Below are 22,035 nucleotides of genomic sequence, written 5' to 3'. Positions count from 1 at the left end.
CACTTTCAGCTTAAAAAATTTTGGTTTTTCCTGTTACGGTCGTTACTTCGTGACTGTTCAGGGGATATTATCATCCCTCAAAATGTGGACTTAGAGACTATTTATAAAGTAAAAATAAAATTATTGTAGGGGAGCCAGTGCGTTGTCTGGGTTCCCCGGCTTATACCCCTACGGGAAAGCAAGCAAGAGCGTCTCCCTTAGGAGAAGCAACTGGCGTTGTCTTAAGCGCATATTTCGATATGATTTGTCACGAAAAATATGACTCTCGGCTATCACGCACCGCTATATAACACGTTGCGTTAAGCTAAAGCCGTAACACACCCTAACTTTTGATTTACTTTATAAATGGTCTCTTATATCAGGTTCGGTTAAACACTTATAATATCTGTAGATTGGGTTGAAGAACGAAACCCAACATTAACAAAAAGTAAATGTTGGGTTTCACTAGCGTTCAACCCAACCTACATTGATAGATTTTATTATAAGTAATCACCCGAACTTGATATTACACAGATCAACGAAAAATCAAGGGTTTAAGCAAAGCATTGCGGAGCCAGTGCCAAGTTTATGTTAAGAGAATTAAAGCAGATGGGGCATTGGCCAAATAAAAAATTGAACCAATGCCGCCAGTTGCTATCCGCTGTTTGGACAGTCTTAGCAGATTAGATCACGCAGTTAGTTCTGTCTAAAATTAAATTTATTCGTCAATCTGCCAGGAATCCTTAGTTAATTCTTCATCCAGAATTTTCTTAGGACGAACAATGATAATAATTTGTCCTAGTAGAGGAATTTGTGGCTCAGTTTCAAACCACTGAAAATCTAATTCACTACCATTTTCAACGACAAAATAGCTGGAGGCATCCCATTGTCGTTGGGCACGATCTACCACAACTACAACGGGCCCTATTTGGGTTTGGGTTTGGACGGGGAAGCGATCGCTATTCGCTAAAATCACTACTGGATCTTCCGCTGCCAACAGCACTTGCCAACCTGGTAAGGGCACCCAAGCTTGCTCTCCAGAAAACTTGACTAGGCGAAATGGTTCAATTTCTGTGACTATCGGCACAGCTTGCAAGTCTTGCCGTGACAATGGCAATTCACCTACCACGGGCAAGATCCGGGGTAATTGTTCTTCAAATTCCAGGCGGTAAAAGGGTAAAATTGGCGCTGGACGCTGGGGAACGCTAGTAAAATCAGTCAGTAGCTGTTCGATTTTTTGCCTTGCTGCTGGCGTGTGAGCAAAACGCAAACCTTTGGCAATCAGGCGTGATCGCTGTTGTAAATCTGCATTTTGACGTGCCAGTTTCCAAACTTGGTGAGCAACAGCATCTCCCGGGTGGGCAGAAAACCCTTCTGGCAAAGTGCGGAAATAGGAGAACTCTTTAATTGCTTTTGCTATTTCCTTCACCTCATCGGCGTCGATTTTGTGGACGAAGATCAGTTCGGCGGCGGCGGCGCGTTCTTCTTGGGTAAGTAAACGCAGTTCGTATAAAACATCACTGCCACGTGTGGCATAGTGCGATCGCGTTTCTTCCGATACTCCAGAGTTTTCTAAAGAATTGTAAACTTGGGAACCAACAACCACCTGATTTTGTTGAATCGGCTCAAATCCAGTCGCCTCAAAAATGTCTTGGGGATTGTAACCGGTTTTTAGCAATGAGGCGATCGCCGTTCCCCATTCCACCCAGTTGCCTTGTTTTTGCCTCAGCCTTCGCAGTAATTCTTGTGCTACATCGTTGGTAGTATTTTCTTCGGGATTCTGAGCGTTGGGTGGTAGATCAGTCATAATCGGAGTGCGAGCTTCAACTTGAGAGGTTAATTAACACCTCATGAGCAAGTCTTATTCTAATCTATGAACTACCCAGACCTACTGCCTTGAGTTCATCTGTAGAAACTTATCTCGACTTTAATTGTGTGAAATACAGATTGTCGGGTAGCACAGTTAGCTGTGCACCCCTACTGCACCTAGGAGGTTTGTTAAACTACCTCATCCATCACGAAAACCGCCATATTTAGGCTGATTTAGTTGGTTTTTCTAGTGCGACTTTTTTTAGTTTAGATATTTGGGCAGGTAAATATCCTCTGTAGCACTCATAATAAACGTATTTAAACATGCAAATTAAGTCCGTAAAAACCCTTGATAATTTCGAGCTATTCTCAACTAAACTTGGTATGGAATATAACAAGATAGTGAATATTTAAAGGAAATATCTTATGGATAAGGCCAGTCTCGAAATTGATAAAGTCCAATATCAAGTGATGACTCTCGAACGCTCAAAAAAGCTCAAAATCCTGGTAGTTGACGATGAGCCAGATAATCTCGATTTGCTTTATCGCACTTTTCGCCGCGACTTTAATGTTCTGAAAGCTGATAGTGGGGTGAACGCCCTAGAAGTTTTGGCAGCAGAAGGGGAGGTAGCGGTGATTATCTCCGATCAACGGATGCCACAAATGAAAGGAACTGAGTTTCTCAGCAAGACTGTACCTCAGTTTCCCGATACGGTGAGGATAATTCTCACAGGATTTACTGATATTGAAGACTTGGTAGAGGCGATTAATGCCGGACAAGTCTACAAATATATCACCAAGCCTTGGGACCCAGGGGAACTGAAGGCAGTGGTGCAAAGAGCAGCAGAAACTTACGACTTGCTCAAGCAACGTACAGAAGAATTACGCCGTGCTCATGCTGAAATGGCGCTGCTAAGTGTTTTGGTACAGATAACTCAAGCAGCTTCTAGCTTAGAGGAAACTCTTACTCCAATTGCTAGGGCTGTGAGTCAGACTTTTGGAGCAGAAGGCTGTATCCTACAACTTACAGATGGAAATACTCTGGTTGCGACTCAAGGAACTTACAGCGATACAGGTACAATAGAGAATTGGCTATCTCATGACCCACTAACAAAGGAAGCGATCGCCACCGGGCAAATGCAAGTTTCCTTAAATGTACTTAAAGACACTAAATTAGTTGATGCTATTCACTACTACAACACGGGCGTGCAAGCACATTTAGTTATCCCAATTAGCTACCGTAATGAACTTTTGGGTGTATTATCGCTACAGTGGAAACAACCCTGCACTTTACGGGAAGATGAATTAATGCTAATTAATTTATCAGCCGAACTGCTAGCGATCGCTCTTACTAGTAGTGCTTACCATCAAACCATTGTTTAGTTGTCATTAGTCATTTGTCCTTTGTCAAAAACTAATGACCAATGACTAATGCCCAATGCCCAATGACTAACGAAATTCAGTCCATTTTTAACCGTATTGCTCCAGTTTATGACCAGTTGAACGACTGGTTGAGTTTGGGACAGCATCGAATATGGAAGGAAATGGCAGTTAAATGGAGTGCAGCTAAATTAGGTGATACTACATTAGATTTGTGTTGCGGTAGTGGTGATTTAGCCTTACGTTTGGCACGGCGTGTAGGAGCAACAGGACAGGTGTACGGAGTAGATTTTTCCCCAAACTTGCTAGAAACTGCTTCATTACGTTCCCAAAGGCAGTACCCTCAACCTGTTATCACCTGGGTAGAAGCCGATGTGCTTAATTTACCCTTTGATGACAACAAATTTGATGCTGCAACAATGGGCTATGGTTTAAGAAATGTTAAAGATATTCCCCGTAGTCTCCAAGAGTTATACCGTGTTTTGAAGCCGGGTGCTAAAGCCGCAATTTTAGACTTTCATCGACCAAGTAATCTTCAGCTACGTACCTTTCAGCAGTGGTATTTGGACGGTTTCGTGGTCCCAGTTGCCAATTATTTAGGTTTAAAAGAAGAATATGCTTACATCAGTCCCAGCTTAGACCGTTTTCCCATCGGAAAAGAGCAAATAGAGTTAGCACGTCAAGCTGGTTTTGCTGTTGCCACACACTACCCCATTGTGAACGGTATGATGGGAGTGCTGGTAGTCAGCAAATTTTAGATTTTAGATTTGGGATAGCGTAGCGTAAAGCCTACGGCATGGCTTCTCTACGAGACGCTACGCGAACGCTTAGAGCGAGTCTGCGAGCGTCTTTTGGATTGGGGACTGCGGAATAGGTAATGGCTAATGGAAAATCGTTAGTAGTTAGTGGAAAAATAACTCATAACTAATAACCGCCAATTGACCAATCCCCAATCCCTAATTTCTAATCTAGAATCCAAAATCCAAAATCCAAAATTCAAAATCCTGTGGACTGGTCTCATCTTTGGCTTTATGTGTCTCCCCCTGTACTGGGTGGAATCATTGGTTATTTCACAAATGATATAGCCATCAAAATGTTGTTCCGTCCTTACCAAGCAATTTATATTGCTGGACGAAGAGTACCCTTCACCCCTGGATTGATTCCCCGCAACCAGGAACGTCTGGCTCTGAACATTTCCAAGACAATCATGGGGTCACTGTTGACACCACAAGAATTGCAAAATCTAGCGCGGCGATTGTTGCAAACAGAACGCGTGCAAGCAGGAATTCTCTGGTTGTTGCAGCTGGCGATCGAACAAATCAAAACAGATAAAAACCAGAAAAGTGCTAAAATTGTGGCGGGAATTTTGCGGGATTTGTTAGGGGAATCCTTACCACGGTTACTCAAAGTTTTGGCGCGACGTGAAGACTTTTTGGAAGCGCAGATAAATCAAATTTTTGACCAGATATTGCTGGAATTTCAATTAAGTGAAGAACAAGCCACGCGGCTTGCTGATTGGTTGTTGCAAGCAGTTCTACCGCCAGATGTGCTGCGGCAGACGATAATTGATTTTTTGACAGATCGCACAATTCAAATTATTGATGAAGGCTTCCGCGAAAAAACTAGTGGTACTTATTGGGTAGTAGCAAATTTGTTTGGCTTACGTAATACTCTTACACGGTTACGAACTTTTTGCTTGGATGAAAAGGAGGCTACTAATACTCGCTTGCAGGAATTGACTCAAGATTTGCAAATGCGCGATCGCATTAGAAAATTACTGCAAAATTTATCATTACAAAACTTGCCAATGGGTACGGTGCGTCAACTTAGAAAGACCACCCGCGAAACTGTCCGCCATTATTTGCAAAACAGTGGCAGTGATTTTTTACAAGGATTAACTGATTCCGTTGATTGGGAAAATATTGCTGGAGTCCTGCTGAATCGTCTTAGTACTTCACCTGTTGTCAGTACTTCTTTAGAAGTCATGAGTCAAGAGTTGGCTCTAATTTTAGATAAGTATTTGGAAAAAGATTTAGAAGTAATTGTGGCGCAGGCGATTCCGATTTTGTCGATAGATCAAGTGATAGTTGACCGGGTAAAATCAACTTCACCGGCTGATTTAGAAGCTGCTATTGAGGGAATTGTAAAAAATGAATTGCAAGCGATTGTGACTTTAGGTGGTGTTTTAGGTTTTGTCATAGGGTTATTCCAGACAGTGTTTTTAATATTTAGTCAATATTAATTTTGTATTTTTGACTATAAATTTTTATCAAATTAGAGTTGCAAGTTGCCCAGATTGTGGAATGAGTGAAATTGAGCGATCGCCTTTTAAGAAGAGGTGTGAGTAAGAGGCGTAGGCGTAGCCCGTCGTAGACATCGCTCTCGTTTTTATTCAGAGACACCCGGATTCATCCGTAAGATAATAATTACGAATTACGTAGCTTGCTTCTCGCCCAAGGCGAGTATTACTAATTACCAATTATCTTGACTCACCTTCTATCTCTGTTTGCAACAACTGTACATCTTCAACTGATAACCCAGTTAATTTTGTCACTTCCTCTAAAGGCATTTGGCTTTTGAGCAGATTCGCAGCCACCAGGCGAATGCCTTCTGCCTTACCTTCTGCTCTACCTTCTGCTCTACCTTTTGCTTTAGCTTCAGCCTCAATTCCTTGATAAATTACAGATTCGCGCATAATGTCTCTCCGTAATACTCTTTGAATAAACCCTTTCTCTAATACTAGACCAGCTAAAATTGCTGTGGCAGCTGTCACATTCCTCTGCAACCGTTGGTCAGTAATTCCGATAATTTCCTGTGCTACTTGCTGTAATGTACTTGCACGGTCATTCGTTCCACCCAAAACTGCAAATGGGAATAAACCTGGATAGCGTAAAAATACCTCTGGCGGCTGTTCCCACAGTCGAACCACCTCGAATTCGTGGTGAGTACTACCAATGGTAAAAGTATTTTGTTGCACGAGTTCTGAGCTTGTTTCTTTGAGATAGATCACTACTTGGCGCATTTGCTTTTGGGGAAAGCGGCGATACCACTCGCAACCGATAGTCAATCATGCGAAATGGCATATTAACATCGGGTTGAGTCTGAAACTCTAGGTGAAGTACTAGTTCTGCCGATTCCAATAAAATTAGTGCATCAGCTCGAATGGGTTCCAACGAAAGTTCAGAAGGACTTAACTCAGTCAGGGAAATTGGTTCTCCTAACAGCCAAGTGGCAAAGTCGGTGGAAAAGTTTTCGGCGAGGAATTTGCAGATGTTATCAAACATCAAAAAATCCTACCACTCCAAAACTTCAAAGTGGGTCGTAGGCACTAAAAAACCATCTTTAATAACGCAAAAATTGCAATTTAGAAAGAGCGATCACTTAACTCAAAATCTGTGCCAAATCCAGCACAAATCCAGCTAATACATCCTCTCCTGATAAGCTACTAGGCGATTGCAAAACCTCAACATCCTGTCCTGGGCGGTAAATTTCCACCTGTTGGTTCTGGGGGTTAATTAGCCAGCCTAAACGCACACCGTTGTCAATATACTCCTGCATTTTTTGTTGCACAGTCTTTAAGCTGTCTGAAGTAGAGCGTAATTCTACCGCAAAATCGGGAGCGAGTGGTAGAAATTTTGCAGGGTCTGGATTCAGGGCTTCTAATCGCTCCCGGCTTATCCAAGACGCATCAGGAGAACGATTTGCACCATTAGGAAGTTTGAAACCCGTTGAGGAGTCAAAAGCCAAGCCTGTGCCATCAGCATCAGCCCAATTACCTAAGCGCTGTGTCAGTCTACTATTGCGATTTCCGCTTTCCCATCCAGTTGGTGGCATGATAATTAATTCTCCCTCTGCCGTGCGCTCAAGTCGCAAATCTCGATTATTTTGACACAGTTGGAAGAACTGCTCATCTGTTAATTCAATGGTGGGGCTAAGGTTCAGAATCAGGGCAGTCATAGTTGCCTCTCAATCTTGCTAACTGTAGCGTAGCACCTGGTTGACAGGCTGGGTTAACCAGCTAATAATTACCATGCTTACTGGAGAGCTATTTCCAATCATGTAGAAATTTGTTTCACTGTTATCTATCTGATAACAGCAGATGAGGGTTGAGGTTTTTTCTCTTAGCTTCTACTAGCAGCACGCTGTATTCAATCACACCCTTTTATTGTTGTGTTGACTTAGCGCATTTAGTCTAAATTTCCGAACCTGTCCTCGCCCAAAAGTAAACAGAGAAAGCGTTATAGCTCTCATTGAATGCTTATGGCATCATTTTGCTCTGCTACTAATGTTATAGTATTAAATTTTACATTTAGTTTAGAATTATCTTAGTTAAAGGCTTATATTGTAAATCTGATTAATATTAGAGAGTATATTAAATGAAAGAAAGGCAAAAAATCACTAGGCTTAACGGAATATCAAAGTGGTTATCTAACTCAGTTAGTGAATCTGAAGATAAGCAATACACACATCGTCTGCTCAAAGAAGATAAAAACCAGCGAGATATAATTCTCAGCGAATTAATATTAATCGTTCAAAAAGCTCATGGTGATGCTCGATCTCGCCTCTGTAAGTTAGCAGGAAATTCTCTTGCTCCATTTGGTGAATTTTCAGAAAGCGATCCCAGCGAAGGTTATCCTGAACGTCTTCATATCCAGACTCTTAAAGGTTTTTTTGGAGAGATATTTGCAGGAATTATTGCTGAAAACTTTTCTCCTTTTGAACATGATGACTGGGAAGTTCCTGCTTTCCTTTTTCGATTCCATCCAGTTGTGTTTCAGCATTTAGAATTTATAAATCAAACTGGAGAAACTGCAAAGAACCAACCTGGACGCACAGGTGATGATTGTCTTGCTTTTCGGCGTAATATTAAAGGAGAAATAATTGGTTATTTAGCTTGTGAAGCTAAATGCACAGCGAAACATGATACAGATATGATATCTGAGGCGCATAAAAAGGCAAGTGCTGCAAATATAAAGTCAGTTGATATTTTGTAAATAATAGAAATTCTACTAGATTATAATGATTCTTTTTCATCGGAATGGGTTAATGCTCTAAGACTTTTACGAGAACAAAAAACTAATCAAATTTATAAACGCTGCGATTTAGTTAGTTATATCTGTGGTCAACATCCTATCAAAAAAGCAGCCTGGATATCTACCGAAACAGCGCACGAAAAATATACAGGAGGAAGAAGACTTGAAGCTGTTGAAATTCATCTTCATGAAGTTGAAAATCTTGTTACAACTGTCTATAGTCAGCCAGCAAGTGCAACACCTTCAGTAAATATTTCTACCCAGACAGTTCAACAACCAGATAATTCAGAGTTTGCTTTTGCAACCTCTAATGTCATAGTAGAAGGGGAAGTTCTGCAAAATGAGATGACTCAATCAAGTAACGAAGTCATTGCTTTAGCGACAGAACTACAAAATAGTCTGGCGGGTAGCAGACTAACACCAGCAATTGCAAAACTTTATAGCCAACATACCAGACTTCGCGCAGGAGAAGATGGGTTAACTGGGTGGCGACAAGATGAAGCAGGTGAACGATTAAATGATGCTATGCGCCTTATTGAGGCTGCATTTATCCAGCGAGAAGCTGGAGATACTAACTGGCGTAATGGAATGCTACGGGCTGGTGAGCTATTTGAATGGCTATCTCATCCCCAACTAAACCCGGATATTTTACCAATTCGTTTACTTGCAGCAGCTGTGTATGAACTTGCTGGTTATCCTGCTAGGGCTGCGGGTTTACTTAATCAAGATGTAAGTGAGGGAATAGAGTCAGAAATTCTACGTTCTTTGCTAAAAGCTGATTTTCCCAGTTTATTGCAACGACTGACAGAATATTGGGCAACTGCAACATCATCAAATTTCCAAACTGAAACAAGTCTTCTTTGGGATGACACTGATACAGCTGCTGACAGATTTAACAAGTTGATTGTTAAAGAAACTGCTAGTTCTTTAGGAATTTTATGTGCAAAAATGCGCTGGGGAAATGAACCAAGATTAGAAAAAGCTATTGAAAAACTTTCTGCTATTGCTAAGGTGCTTCTTCATGGACATGACACTTATTCTTGGCTTTTAGGTAAGTTATGTGCTGAAGTTGCATCTGTATATATAGAAACTTCTCTACGACATCATCTAGAAGCACTTTCTCAGATGATTACCCAAAGTGGTAAAACTTTCTTAGAGCGTTATTTACGCCAAAGTTATCAAAACCGTAAAGCTTTAGCATGGCGTTCTCAAATTTGTGGAATTGAACGACTAGCAACAGTAGAATCATTTGCGCTCTGTACCCCTACAGGTTCAGGAAAAACAACAATAGCTGAAATTGCAATTTTGCAAAGCTTGTTCTTGGAAACAACAAATTATAATAATTTTAGTAGCTCGGCTCCTTTAGTAATTTACTTAGTGCCAAGCAAAGCACTTGCAACAGAAGTAGAATCAAATCTTTCTCGTATTTTAAAACGTAGTACTAATAACAATGTGATAGTTACAGGTTTATATGGAGGTACTGATTGGGGGCCAACAGATGTATAACTGACATCAGAACAGCCAACAGTTTTAATTTGCACTTATGAAAAAGCAGAAGCTTTGATGAAATTTTTAGGGACTCTATTTATCCGTAGAGTGTCGCTTATCGTACTCGACGAAGCCCATGCAGTTAAATTTGATGGTGCTAAAGATTCTTTGCAAAAAGCTGAAAATAGATCCTTACGCTTAGAGTCACTAGGAGCAAGATTGTTTACTTATGTATAACAAAACCATAGCCGAATTATTCCACTATCTGCTGTTGCATCGGAAATAGAAGACGCATTAGCAGGATGGATAGAAAATAAAATCTACACTAGCCCAGCAAAGACAAATTACAGGAGTACACGCCAATTAATAGGGAGTCTTGAATGCCTACCAGGAAGAGGATTTAGAATAAACTATGACTTCCTAGATGGTAGAGAGTTAGGATTTCAAGAAGCAGGACAAGCTGACACACCCTTTATTCCACGTCCATTCCCTACATATCCCCCTGCTGGTAAATTAGAAACAGAAAAAAGTCCTGGAAAGCGTCTTCGCCCTCATCTTTTCTGGGCTGCTATGCACTTAGCATCTCCAGATGATAAAGGACAACAACGAGCAGTACTGATTTCAATAACACAGAAAATTGACGGATATGCTCAAGACTTTTTTGATCTTTTAAATAAAGAATGGGAAAACATATCAAAACCTTTATTCTTTCAACCACCTTCAGAACCAAAAAAGGTTGAGATTTGGAATAAGTGTTTGCGCTCTTGCGAGGACTATTTTGGCACTAAGTCCCGTGAGTATCAGCTACTAGAAAAAGGAATTGTGGTACATCACGGAAAAATGCCTGGTTTGATGGCTAGATTACTGATTGATGTAATAAATGCACGGATTGTACATTTAGTATTGGCAACCTCTACTCTTTCCGAAGGTGTCAATCTACCTTTTGAGACTGTGCTTATTCCCAACTTACAACGTTGGTCAAATAATGATAACAGGTATAGAGATATCAATTCTCGTGAATTTGGTAATTTGGTTGGACGGGCTGGAAGACCTGGATTTGGAACAGAAGGGCGTAGCCTAGTCGTTTTACCTGCAACAGAATCTATAGAGCAAATAAAAGATAGAAATGAAAAACAGAAGTCAACAAAAATTCGTAATCAATATTGTTCACTTGTAAATGATTTAACGATACAAGAGAACGCAAGTAATAAAATTTATAATTACCAAAGCCCTTTAGCCCAATTATTACTTCATTTAGAAGAACAATGGCGGCGTATTTTTCTTCATAATTCAGAAGAGATTCCGCGAAACTGGCTGGAGTTAAAAGGAGAATCTTCCCCTGACAATAATCTTTCTGACAAAAATTTTGTAAGTTGGCTGGAACAAACAGCACCGCTTTCTTATAGCAATAATCTTTCTGAAGCAGAATCATCAGCTATTGAGACTTTAGATTCACTGGATAGTATTTTACTGTCTGCCATTGTTGAAATTGAACAGCTAGCAGCTAAAGATTTAAGCCCTAATGAATTGGAGGAGCAACTGCAAAAAATTTGGCAACGAAGCTTTGCTCATTACGCTAGCTGCGAACAAGAAAGATTAGAAAATTTATTTATCAGGCGAGGTAGAGCATTAAAAACAGAAATTTATAAAGATTTGTCACAGCGTTGGCGTTTGTATCGCACTAGTTTACCACCACGTGATGGAAATCAGCTTTTAAGTCTCTATCCTAGACTTAAAGAACAATTAGCAGTGGGTGGAGATTATGCTATTTGGACAGTAGAAGAACGCTTTAATTATATTCAAAATATAGTTAGTATTTTAACTAGTTTATTGAAGTTCAAACTGAGCGACACTTCAGGAAATGTTACTTGGAATGAAATATTACGTTGGTGGCTTGATTATCATACAGCACCTAAAAAACCGAGCGTAAGCCAAATTTCAAAATGGCATTCATACATTAGCCAAAATTTTGGTTATCGATTTAACTGGGGCTTAGGAAGTGTTATTTCACTAGCAATAGATGAAGCTTTTGGTGGTGAGTTAGTTGAATCATCCCTCGAAAACTGGTCACAAACTGGGCTACCTTGGATTATTTTCTGGATGAAAGAACTTATTGTATGGGGTACTTTAGACCCAGTAGCCGCATACTTGCTTGCTAAAGCAGAAGATGTAACAATTCGTAAACAAGCTGAACAATTAGCGCAAACTTATTATCAGTATATTAGCGAAAGAGAAACAGAAGCCAATGAATATCTTAATGCAGTGAATATCAAAAATTGGGTAGAGCAATCATATTCCAGTGTTGAACGACATTTACCAACTCCCAAGCCTCCTAACCGAATTAATGTTAATTTGCTGAAAGATTTTAGCAAAGCTCCAAGTAAAAATTGGAGAGTAGTACCAGTAGAAATTGGAGATGATATTCAATGGTTTGATTTAGCAGGATTTCCACTCGCAATTTGTCAAAAGCCTGAAAAGTGGCAGTCTGATTTTCTAAATACCTACGATTTCATGCTAGATGCGGAAAATCGATTTGTTTCATCAAAGATTTATGTTTGATTTTTCAAGGGATGCTTAATCACCAAAGGCTTAATATATGCTTGTAAAATGTCCTTAACTTTAGAAGGCTGACGAACTGGAGCGATCGCAGAATAATCCGGCTTTACCGTCCAGTCGTAATGCCGAAGCAGTGTGGAAAGCACAATCTTCATTTCCATTTGGGCAAATTCCATGCCTAAACAACTGTGCGAACCATAACCAAAACCTACTAGTGCTAAGGGATGTTTCTTATTTTCTTCACGAGGTGGTGCAAAGCGATTGGGGTCGAAGCGATCAGGATCGGTGTACAGTTCTGGTAAACGGTGAGTCAGCATTGGCGAAATAGTCACAAACCAACCTGCTGGGATGCGATAGCCTGCATACTCAATATCCTTAAGAACACCACGATTATATGCATATACTGGCGGATACAGCCTTTCTGCTTCTTTTAGAACATTGGTTAACTGTGGAAGTTGTTTGAGATGGGACAAGCTAAGGGGATTATTTCCCACAACTGCTAACTGTTCTTGGCGCAGTCGCTCTCGCCACTCTGAGTGATTACCTAATTCAAATATTACCCAAGTCAGCAAGGAGGCTGTCGTCTCGTGTCCAGCAAACAGTAGTAGTAATGCCTCGTTGATTATCTGTGCTTCGCTCAACTTGTTGCCGTCTTCATCAACAGCCGCTAGCAGCAATCCCAAAACATCTTTTGATTGCTCTAAGTTACCCTGTTCGATACGCTGTGCGATCGCTTCACGTAAAAAAGCCACTAACTTACCCCTAGCATTTTGACCGCGACCATATAAAGTAAAAGGGACATTCCAGTTGAATATCGCCATACTGCTATCTAGCAGTTGTGTAAACCACTGACTGGTTTGCTCAACTTCGCTTTTATTTTGACTTCCCAAAAACAGGCGAGTCGCAACTATCAGGGTAAGCTGGCGGAAACTAGAATTTAAGGGAATTGTTCCCTGTCCCCAATCTTTGAGGAAGTCTTGGACAATATTTTGGATGGTGTCGAAGTATGTAGCGATCGCTTTTCCGTGAAATGCTGGATACATCAAGCGACGAGTTAGCCGATGTTCTTCCCCATCTTGTAATAAAATATTGTTGCCAAATGTTGGTTCTAGGAAATACCACCCCACCCGCGACGACATATATTCCGCCTGTTCCACCAGCACCAGGCGATTAGCATCAGGGCCAATTAAATAAGCACGTTTACGTCCCATGACGCTCGTCTTAAAAACTGAACCATGCTGCTGGAATCGTCGCCATATATACAGTTCTAAATCCCGGAATATTTCCAATGTCTCCCCCAAGATGGGCAAGCCATAGCTACCAGGCATTTCCTCGGCGGATTTTAGCTGCCTCATATTTGAGTACCTCCAGCAGTAATTAGCTACAGTATCTACTTAATTGTAAAGTGCAGTTAGGCTTTGTAAATCCAAATTACCAATCGCAGTAGAGTTTTTCTGCGTAGAACATAATCTCTTCATTTGGTAGTCTAATTTTTGGTTTTTGTTGAGAATACAAACTTTCAACTGCACTTGTATCCTGTTCAATAACAGTGGCTGCCGCTTGTAAAACTGAGTTTTTAAACAGAAATTTCATCAAAGGATTGACGACTTTGGCATACATTAAAATAAACGTCTTGGTGATTTTTTCTGTTTCCGGGTAGAGAATATGGATTTACTAATTTTTTAGTTAAGGAATATTAATGTAATAAATTTCATCTTCTATGTCAACTACTAACCAATTTTTTAGTTAAGATATTTTCGTTATGCTGATGGAGTACCGTGGGTCGTTCAACGCAGTCAAAATTCTCATCTAAAAAGCCGCGTCAGGTGCGCGATGCAGAGGCGACAAAAAAGCAGATTCTCGATGCGGCGGAAGCGGAGTTTGCCAGAAATGGACTTCAAGGGGCGCGGACAGAAGCGATCAGAGGTGCAGGTATAAACACAGCAATGATTTACTACTACTTCCAGAGCAAGGAAGGACTATATCAAGCTGTTCTGCAACGTCCGGCGGTGGAAATGCACGAAGGGTTTGAACAGCTAAATCTGGATCAGTTCCCACCAGAGTCAGCCTTGAAGTTGCTTGTCAAAGAAGCGATCGCTTATGAAGCTGCTTATCCGCACAGAGGGATGCTTTGGTTCCAAGAAGCAAACCAAAATCAGGGAAAGTATTTCAAACAGGGGAATTGGCAAGAAAATTTTGGCTATCTCATCAAGATTTTAGAGCGAGGGATGGCGGAAGGTTGTTTCCGTCAGATTGATCCATTTCTCATCACCCTACATATTATTGGGGTTTGTAATTTATACTTCAACGCTTACGAAAATATCAAGCATACTAGACCCGATTTGCAACTACTGAGTCCAGAAATGATTGATCAGCATACTCAAGCGGCAGTTAATTTTATTTTGGCTGGTGTGCAACAAACAAAGAAAAGTTAGCCAATGCCAGAGCAAACTCAGACGCTACCGCCACATCTGAACCACGGGCTACTCGTGCTTTTGCTTTACAATGCAAAAGAGGATTATAATTAACAAAATCTTAAACAAATCACATTAAATTAATATTTATATCTATCTTTAGATAGATATTTTAAAGAAAATTTATAAATGAGATTATTGTAAATAAATATTAATAATTAGGAGAGAATTATAAGTTTTCTGTCACTCTGGTAATAACAGTAAATTAGGGTCAGTTAAATAAAGACCCAAATAATTAATACCTTTAAATACAATTGCAAAGCGCTGGACTTCCACTGTTACCGAAGACAGCGCTTTGTTTATGGAAAGCAGATTGTATATTTGTCTGGATTATTATCCTGTCTTTTCTCTCAGCTAAATTCTGAGAAATCGGGTTGCTCAATGTTAAGTAAAGTTAGGCAAATCTTATTTTTATCTAAAAAATATACTAATTCTTAAATTCCTGTTAGATACTGTGTTATCACTTAAAGCGAGGCTATTGGTCATGCCCATTCCTGACGCTTCTACACTAGATGGGTTACGAGTATTAATGGTCGATGATGACCTTGATTCCTGTGGCTGGGTTACTTGTGCCCTTGAGTTCTATGGCATCGAAGTTCATTCAAGTTTCACGGTATCTCAAGGCTTAGAAGCGTTTGACCAATTTTGCCCCGATTTAGTACTCAGTGACATTGCCATGCCCGGTGAAGATGGTTATTCACTGCTACGCCAGATCCGGCAGAGATCAAATAGACCTGACAAATCAACTCCTGTTATTGCCTTCACAGCGTTGTCAGAGTCAGAAGCTGGATTTCTCAAATCGGAAGTATGGTTTGACCAGTGGCTATTGAAGCCTGTTGACATAGATGAATTGGTTGGGGCGATCGCTCGCCTGACAGGGCGAGCGATGTTGATCCGTGAATTAACTTGTTCCTATTGATAATGCTTTTCTCCCTAAATTTATCTAATTAGATTGAATCCCCGGAGATTTACTTTTGGGGCTGTGGCTGTGGCGCTTGAGATTGTTCATCAGCAGCAGGCTGTTGCACCAAATAACCAAGCATAGCAATAGCAAAACTGTTGACAGTGCCAGCAACAGTATGGTTAATCACCCCAATACTGCCAAGAAAGTTAGCAGCACCAGCAGCTAGTCCAAGAACCGTAGTGAACTTATTAAGACTAGATTTAGACATTTTAATTACTCCTAAGAACGTGTTAGTTTTATTTTTCAGGAATTTCGATTGCGAATCAGGTAAGCTTTAATTTCTTGTAACTGATTGTTTATTGCTCTTAATTCGTCATCGTGTATTTTTTTCAATTGGTTTTCAATATCTTCAAAACCATGAGATATATTTTGAGCTGTCTGTTTATAACTATTAACTAGATGGTTGAAATCACGCTTTTCGTTAACCGCTTTTTCAGCAGCAGCTTTTGCTTCTTGAATAGCCTGCTGTTTTTCAAAAGCAATTTGCTGTTTCTCAGATTTAATTTTATTAAACCACCAGACAACCCAACCTGAAACGGCACCAATAAGAGCTAGCAAAAAACTACCAAGCTTTGGATCAAACTGTGACATTTAACTTATGGCAAACCCTTTATTTGTTTTAAAATCAAAAACACAGTATCAAGGCTCTCCAGAGCAAATACGAATTGAACTAGAACCGTTAAAAGATGAGTTTTCAGAGGATTTTTGGGCAGATCCTAAAAATCCCTCTGGACGATGTGAATTTTATATCAAAGCTTCTCAAAGTCAAAATTATCCAATTGGAGCAAAATTTAGACTGGCAATTATTCTCACACCAGTTTAAATTATTTAGTCCACAATCATTTTTCTGGTTTCAATTACTGCACTAATTGGCGTATTTTGAAATTTACCTGAACCCTTCCAAGTTAAACCAACAATTCCACCGTCAGCTTTTTTCTCTTCGATTGTTGCAGCTTTACTCCCAGCATAGCGAACTCTTTTTATTGCTACAACTTTGCCTGAATCAGTCGCCTTAAGTTCTACCTCTGCGGTTCGGACAATTCCGTGTAAAAGTAAATCTCCTATATCTGTAAGTACAACTTGTCCCTCATGAGTTGCAGTAACGTCAGTGATACCAGTAGCTGTTTTCCAATCGTTATCTTTATAAAGTTCTTTTGCACCTCAAAAATAAAAAATAGTCGCTGCCTCTACTGGTGGAGTAGCTATATTATATTGATTGCCAGTAACTGCCAGTATTGCATAAAGTCCCATATTAATTTCTCCTCAATATTAATTCTTATTTACACAAAATTTCGATGAGTTTTGACACAAGCACTCTTTACATAAAGAGTACCAATCTGTTTGCCAATCATATTTTTAAAGGGTTTTGTAGACGGACATATTACTGTCTTACGTTTTGTGGTTTTTCCATCTGCTGCGGTAGAGAGTCCAACGCTGATTTTATGGGCAAGACCATTTCTTTCTAGTTCTGTACTTGAAGTTTGGCGTAAACTAGCCGGCGGAGGAGTTGGCATGTCAGCAAGGCCGATAGTATCTTTTATCCCATCGTAGATATCTTTATTGAGATGCAAAGCATAATTAATGTTGTCAATCGTCAACAAATAAGACTTTAGAGTTGCCATAAGTAAAATTACTGATGAAAAACAGAGTAAAATTTTTAGCCGCTACGGTTATTCTATACTGCTTTAATTTGTGTATAAAGAGTGTCTAAGGGTATTGAACCCCTATAGGGGTTTCTAAAATGCGACAGCCCAACGACGCAATATGCATTTTAATGAGTTCGAGCTATAGGAAAGAATTGCCCATTTCTCAATCGTCCAATCAGGTCGTATTCTTGGTTACCTGCACCCCAAACGTTAATACTGGCTTTGTAAGCATTGACAGTTATATTTGGTCGCCAAACTGGTGCATCTTTCTGTTTTCCCAAAATAGTTATTGGTTCATAAATAATTTCGTTGCTTCGTTTGGGTTTAGTAATTTTAAAAATTTTGTCTTGCCAAGTTTTACCAATAGCTTGAACAACGTATTTAGCTACACGTTCAGCTTCCGTTTCATCTAAGCAGTAAATTTGTAAATTCAATCCATCTAACGGTGAAATATACCAACTTATGAATTTACCTTTGTTAAAACTAAATCTATTATTTTGAAAGAAGTTTTGAAAAACTAGTGTTGCAACGGCATCCATTTTTGTAAAAGTAAAAGATTCACTAGTTTCTTCCATTAACCGCCAACTAATTCGCGCAGTTTTGGGATATTTCCCTTTGGGCAATGATATAAGGCTTTGTTGAAATGTTACTGATATTTCTGGATGATATTTGACATCAGCATCTAAATCAATTTTTGGTTGACCGATAATAATAGGTTTTAAATGAGTTTTTTGTACTTCCTCACGGAAAAACCTAATTCGCTGTTGGGCAATCAATATTGAATCATTTGGTTGCACTAAACAAAGGTTTTTAACAGTTTCTCTTTCAGGGTTTGTAGGTAAATCAGCGAAATGAAGAATAACTTCTGAATTATAAGAGTCACCATTAATCAAAGCCCTTCTGATTGCAGCCCAATCACGAATGCTCATAATAAAGCCTCCCAGTTAAAAGTAGGAGTGTTTAACTGTTGAATTTGTTCTGCTCTTTCAGTAGATGCGTTAGTTACGGCTTCAGAAAAAGAGTTACTTAGTTGTTCAGAAGACTGCTTAATTTCTGTTGCTAGTTGTTTAGCAGTTATTGGGGTATTAGTTATTGTGTCGCTAGCGTCCAAGCCTTCAGTATTAGAATTAGCAGTTATTTCTGAAAGTTGTTTAAGCATTCCACTTTTAAGTGGAATATTAACAGGAGTGTAAAGCCAGTTATTTTCTGATAAAAGCCCATCATCTTGAAAAGCGTTAAAGCCTTTTCCTATTAGTGAGGCTGTAGTTTCAAGGGCATCAATAAGATTAGAACCAATGTCGCGTACTTCATTAAGGATGTTTCCGCCAACATCCCCTACCTCTCCAGTAATTAAGCACAATTTACTTTCAATATTTGCTAAAGAAGCCATTTGATAAATTAACCAAGCTTCCAATCTTTTTGGACAATGAATTGTCCTATCCCGAAGAATAGGTGTTCTATCTTTATTACATCCAATTACGACTTGTACCGATATTTCAACAATATCAGTCTCATTGGGTTTCACATCACATTGTTCCCCTTGAATCTCAAACATTTGGTCAAAGATAGCTTTGACTTCTACTTCCATGCCGGGAAGTACTTTTATCTTTTTAGGTGGTTTTAGCGCTAAAGGTTTATGAGTATCTGAGTCACAACTATCAAAGGTTTTAACTTCTATTTCAATTAACTGAAAACACTCTTGTGCTGCTACGTTAGCTATTTGCTCAAAGTTAAGAGTTTCTTGTGATTCAGTTCCCTTAATTACTTGAATTTGCTTATAGACAAATTCAGGTACTCTTGTTTCAGCGTTGCATTGATTAAAGGTTTTAACACTAATTTCTGAAAATTCCACTTTTGCATCATCTCCTTTTTCGCCTTTTTCACCCTCCTTACCTTTTTCTCCTTTTTCTCCGTCGTTTCCTTTTTCACCCTCCTTACCTTTTTCTCCGTCGTTTCCTTTATCTCCGTCGTTTCCTTTGTCTCCTTGTCTACCTGGTTGCCCCGGTTCTCCTGGTTGTCCTGGTGGGCCAGGTTCTCCTGGCGGCCCGGGTTCCCCTGTTCCTGGAGGGCCTGGGGGGCCTGGTTCTCCCACTCCTGGGGGGCCTGGGGGGCCTGGTTCTCCTACTCCTGGAAGGCCTGGGGGGCCTGGTTCCCCTACTCCTGGAGGGCCTGGGGGGCCTGGTTCCCCTACTCCTGGAGGGCCTGGGGGGCCTGGTTCTCCTACTCCTGGAGGGCCTGGGGGGCCTGGTTCTCCCACTCCTGGTGGGCCTGGTTCTCCTGGTTGTCCTGGTGGGCCTGGTTCTCCCACTCCTGGGGGGCCTGGTTCTCCTGGAGGGCCTGGTATCAACGAGCGTGCTGCATCAGCTAAAGCTTTTGCCGCGTCTACCTTGGCAACTTCTGCATCTACTTTTGCGACCTCTGCATCCGTTTTGGCAAGTTCTGCGTCAGCCTTAGCTGAAACAACCTGATCTTGAAGACCTACAACCTGATCCTGAAGACCTACAACCTGATCCTGAACGCCGACAATTTCATCCTGAACACCAACAATCTCATCTTGAATCCCTGAAACTTGACCTTCAATTCCTGAAATTTCACCTTCAAGACCTGAAACTTGACCTTCAATTCCTGAAACTTCGCTTTGAATGCCTGAAACCTCACTTTGAAGTCCTGAAAGTTCCCCTTGAACTCCTGAAACCTCACTTTGAACTAATGAAACTTCACTCTGAACCCCTGAAACCTCCGCTTGAACCGTTGAAACTTCAATTTGAATCCCTGCCACTTCTGCTTCTAATGCACCAGCAGCAGCAGTAGCGGCCGCAGCTTCAGCAGCAGCAGCAGCAATCGAACCGATAAGAGGGCCTATAGCTGCTGCAATCAAGGGGGCTGCAACCACCACTATCAAGGCAGCTAAACCAGCAGTAATAAGTATTAGTTCCCCTTTTAGGTATTCAATTTGACCATCTAACTCACCGAGATGCCGATCCTGATCTCCCTGCCAGCTAATTAGATTGTGTATTTGTGGCTCTATCGCCGCTTTGGACTTTTCAACAGCTTCGTTGACAATTGATTCACGATCCACGCCGTCTTTTTTTAGCGCTGCTATTTCGTTAAGCGCTTGCATTGCTAAGTTATAATCTGCGGTTACTCCCTGCTCTGCATGATTTGCTGTACTTAGAGCTTCTTGGGCTATCGTCTCTACACTTTGGGCACACGTTAGCGCATTATCAGCTGTAGTCTGTGCCTTTTTACAACTAGTTTCAGCTTCATTAGCCCCTTCCAAGGCATTAAAAGCTACTTGCTCGGCGTCGTCCGCTGTACTTTGAGCTTTTTTTGCATCATTCCTAGCATTAATCGCTATTGATGAGGCTTCTGTCGCAAGATGATCCGCGTCAGTAGCAGTAGTTTGAGCATTAGTGGCAGTAGTCTGAGCATTTTTTGCTAAGTTGACAGCTTCACTTATTTGATTTAATAAATTATCAATTTGACTTTGTAGCTGCTGACAGCAATCACATTGATGACCAGCACAATTACTAATATTTGAAAGCTCTGAAATTAAGGATTGCCCAGCGCTAGACATTTAGCAAACCTCACTATTAATTTGAGAAATTAAGCCTTCAATTTCAGAGAATTCTGATTGTTCAATGCAAACTTTACCAGGTGGACAGAATGTAGTCGGATCAACACACTGTTTACCACTACCACAAGCACCACCATTTGCACAAACAGCCTGGCAATCAGCTAATGATGGATAAAGTCCGGGTGTATTGTATTGTGTTTTTTGTACGCAAGTTCCGTTAAGACAATCGTATTTTGGAAAGGGTTGGCCTGTTCCGCAATCAATTTCTGAAATTGTGCCATAACCTGCTGCGCTCCCTCCAGCAAAATCAGGGTAAGCACTAACTCCATCGACAACTAAATAATCATAAGGACATCCAGCAAAAGGGTATCCCTGTGGAACAGTCCCACGTTGAAAGTTAACAGAGGTGACGTTTCTTATCGTTTGGGAATAGTCACCACTTGGGCCACAATCTGAACCTAAACCCTTTACTGTTACAAAAAAACATCTATTTCCCATTTTTTATTAAACAGCGTTCGGATCAAAAGTTGGGGCGGCGTAATTTCCGTAAAATTTCACAGCATATTGAAATTGAGTTTTTGGTGTGCCGTTTCTCGTGATTGGGGCGTTGTTTGTTAGGTCGCTTGCAGCTAATACAGAAGCATCAGTATTAGCATTTAGCCAAGTGTGGGCAGTTGCAACAATTGCTGCGTAAATTTCTAAGGGTGTAGGATTTGCACTTGTTAAAGCAGGTAAGGAAGTTAAAGGAATTTGTAATACTTTAGGAGTGCCGGAAAAAGTAGCAGTTGATCCAAATAAATCAGTGATTCCAGGTTGCATACAACGGATTTTGATGAAGAGAATAAATCTGTTGTACGCTTTAACCAAATTCATGTAAATGTTCCAGTTTTATGTATAAGTGGAATATTCACGGATGCCGTGTATCCCCTGCCAGAAATAAGATTGAGCGACTATTTGCTAATAGTAAATGTTGAGATAATTCCGCTTTTACCTGATCCAGAGGTAAAAACGGAACATATAAATTTCGGTTTTCTATATATGACAAAGATTAACAGACGTGGAAAAGCTGCGGTTATTTCAGATAGTGATTTTGTCAAAATCAGAAAACAAATCAAAACTGATAAGTATA

19 protein-coding genes and 2 pseudogenes are annotated in these 22,035 nt (G+C 40.4%); 10 read left to right on the top strand and 11 right to left on the bottom strand.

Features of this window, described 5'->3' with window-relative positions:
• Window positions 1–697: 697 nt before the first annotated feature.
• Window positions 698–1,786, bottom strand: coding sequence for a RuBisCO accumulation factor 1 (locus V7K40_RS25560; protein WP_334964709.1), 1,089 nt, complete (start codon window positions 1,784–1,786; stop codon window positions 698–700).
• A gap of 428 nt (window positions 1,787–2,214) precedes the next feature.
• Between V7K40_RS25560 and V7K40_RS25555 the strand changes: the two genes are divergently transcribed.
• The 3 genes from V7K40_RS25555 to V7K40_RS25545 all read left to right on the top strand — a co-directional run bounded on the left by V7K40_RS25555 (window position 2,215) and on the right by V7K40_RS25545 (window position 5,410).
• Window positions 2,215–3,171: a response regulator gene (locus V7K40_RS25555; protein WP_334964708.1), complete on the top strand. Its 957-nt coding sequence runs from the start codon at window positions 2,215–2,217 to the stop codon at window positions 3,169–3,171.
• A gap of 62 nt (window positions 3,172–3,233) precedes the next feature.
• Entirely contained in the window at window positions 3,234–3,926 is a 693-nt protein-coding gene (gene ubiE, locus V7K40_RS25550; protein WP_334964963.1) for a bifunctional demethylmenaquinone methyltransferase/2-methoxy-6-polyprenyl-1,4-benzoquinol methylase UbiE, read from the top strand.
• Between the two features lie 248 nt (window positions 3,927–4,174).
• On the top strand, window positions 4,175–5,410 hold the full coding sequence (locus tag V7K40_RS25545; RefSeq protein ID WP_334964706.1) for a DUF445 family protein: 1,236 nt from the start codon (window positions 4,175–4,177) through the stop codon (window positions 5,408–5,410).
• 237 nt (window positions 5,411–5,647) lie between these two features.
• Here V7K40_RS25545 and V7K40_RS25540 read toward each other — a convergent pair.
• Window positions 5,648–6,452 (bottom strand): annotated as a pseudogene (locus V7K40_RS25540) (Rpn family recombination-promoting nuclease/putative transposase).
• 97 nt (window positions 6,453–6,549) lie between these two features.
• A complete protein-coding gene (locus V7K40_RS25535; RefSeq protein WP_334964704.1) occupies window positions 6,550–7,125 on the bottom strand; it encodes a Uma2 family endonuclease in 576 nt (191 codons plus the stop codon).
• A gap of 419 nt (window positions 7,126–7,544) precedes the next feature.
• Between V7K40_RS25535 and V7K40_RS25530 the strand changes: the two genes are divergently transcribed.
• From V7K40_RS25530 to V7K40_RS25520, 3 genes are all read left to right on the top strand, one after another.
• The gene (locus V7K40_RS25530) at window positions 7,545–8,162 is read left to right on the top strand and encodes a hypothetical protein (protein WP_334964702.1); all 618 of its coding nucleotides are present in this window, start codon (window positions 7,545–7,547) and stop codon (window positions 8,160–8,162) included.
• Window positions 8,163–8,546: 384 nt separating this feature from the next.
• Entirely contained in the window at window positions 8,547–9,707 is a 1,161-nt protein-coding gene (locus V7K40_RS25525; RefSeq protein ID WP_334964701.1) for a DEAD/DEAH box helicase, read from the top strand.
• A gap of 552 nt (window positions 9,708–10,259) precedes the next feature.
• The gene (locus V7K40_RS25520; protein WP_334964699.1) at window positions 10,260–12,248 is read left to right on the top strand and encodes a hypothetical protein; all 1,989 of its coding nucleotides are present in this window, start codon (window positions 10,260–10,262) and stop codon (window positions 12,246–12,248) included.
• Here V7K40_RS25520 and V7K40_RS25515 read toward each other — a convergent pair.
• Window positions 12,239–13,600: a cytochrome P450 gene (locus V7K40_RS25515; RefSeq protein WP_334964697.1), complete on the bottom strand. Its 1,362-nt coding sequence runs from the start codon at window positions 13,598–13,600 to the stop codon at window positions 12,239–12,241. The genes V7K40_RS25520 and V7K40_RS25515 overlap by 10 nt on opposite strands.
• Before the next feature lie 423 nt (window positions 13,601–14,023).
• On the opposite strand from V7K40_RS25515, the gene V7K40_RS25510 reads away from it, so the two are divergent.
• Window positions 14,024–14,680 carry a TetR family transcriptional regulator gene (locus tag V7K40_RS25510; protein WP_334964695.1) on the top strand — a complete coding sequence of 219 codons (657 nt, stop codon included), beginning with the start codon at window positions 14,024–14,026 and terminating at the stop codon, window positions 14,678–14,680.
• A 523-nt stretch (window positions 14,681–15,203) separates the two neighbouring features.
• Window positions 15,204–15,638 carry a response regulator gene (locus tag V7K40_RS25505; RefSeq protein ID WP_334964693.1) on the top strand — a complete coding sequence of 145 codons (435 nt, stop codon included), beginning with the start codon at window positions 15,204–15,206 and terminating at the stop codon, window positions 15,636–15,638.
• A gap of 49 nt (window positions 15,639–15,687) precedes the next feature.
• On the opposite strand, the gene V7K40_RS25500 is transcribed toward V7K40_RS25505, so the two are convergent.
• Both V7K40_RS25500 and V7K40_RS25495 read right to left on the bottom strand, forming a co-directional pair.
• On the bottom strand, window positions 15,688–15,891 hold the full coding sequence (locus V7K40_RS25500) for a hypothetical protein (protein WP_334964691.1): 204 nt from the start codon (window positions 15,889–15,891) through the stop codon (window positions 15,688–15,690).
• 35 nt (window positions 15,892–15,926) lie between these two features.
• A complete protein-coding gene (locus V7K40_RS25495; RefSeq protein ID WP_334964690.1) occupies window positions 15,927–16,274 on the bottom strand; it encodes a hypothetical protein in 348 nt (115 codons plus the stop codon).
• 7 nt (window positions 16,275–16,281) lie between these two features.
• Between V7K40_RS25495 and V7K40_RS25490 the strand changes: the two genes are divergently transcribed.
• Window positions 16,282–16,506 (top strand): hypothetical protein, encoded by a 225-nt coding sequence (locus tag V7K40_RS25490; protein ID WP_334964688.1) that lies wholly within the window; start codon window positions 16,282–16,284, stop codon window positions 16,504–16,506.
• A gap of 457 nt (window positions 16,507–16,963) precedes the next feature.
• On the opposite strand, the gene V7K40_RS25485 is transcribed toward V7K40_RS25490, so the two are convergent.
• From V7K40_RS25485 to V7K40_RS25465, 5 genes are all read right to left on the bottom strand, one after another.
• Complete coding sequence (locus tag V7K40_RS25485; protein ID WP_334964686.1) at window positions 16,964–17,305, bottom strand: hypothetical protein; 342 nt, start codon at window positions 17,303–17,305, stop codon at window positions 16,964–16,966.
• Window positions 17,306–17,454: 149 nt separating this feature from the next.
• Window positions 17,455–18,222, bottom strand: a complete 768-nt coding sequence (locus V7K40_RS25480) for a hypothetical protein (protein ID WP_334964684.1) — start codon at window positions 18,220–18,222, stop codon at window positions 17,455–17,457.
• Window positions 18,223–18,254: 32 nt separating this feature from the next.
• On the bottom strand, window positions 18,255–20,906 hold the full coding sequence (locus V7K40_RS25475; protein WP_334964682.1) for a hypothetical protein: 2,652 nt from the start codon (window positions 20,904–20,906) through the stop codon (window positions 18,255–18,257).
• A complete protein-coding gene (locus V7K40_RS25470) occupies window positions 20,907–21,404 on the bottom strand; it encodes a hypothetical protein (protein WP_334964680.1) in 498 nt (165 codons plus the stop codon).
• A 6-nt stretch (window positions 21,405–21,410) separates the two neighbouring features.
• Window positions 21,411–21,725 carry a hypothetical protein gene (locus V7K40_RS25465; protein ID WP_334964678.1) on the bottom strand — a complete coding sequence of 105 codons (315 nt, stop codon included), beginning with the start codon at window positions 21,723–21,725 and terminating at the stop codon, window positions 21,411–21,413.
• Between V7K40_RS25465 and V7K40_RS25460 the strand changes: the two are divergent.
• Window positions 21,720–22,035, top strand: a pseudogene (locus tag V7K40_RS25460) (hypothetical protein); the annotation flags it as partial. The gene V7K40_RS25465 and the pseudogene V7K40_RS25460 sit on opposite strands and share 6 nt — an antisense overlap.

This window comes from Nostoc sp., from assembly GCF_036917195.1.
GTDB lineage: Bacteria > Cyanobacteriota > Cyanobacteriia > Cyanobacteriales > Nostocaceae > Nostoc.
Note: the sequence above shows the minus strand (reverse complement) of the source record. Positions and strands in the feature narration are given on the sequence as shown.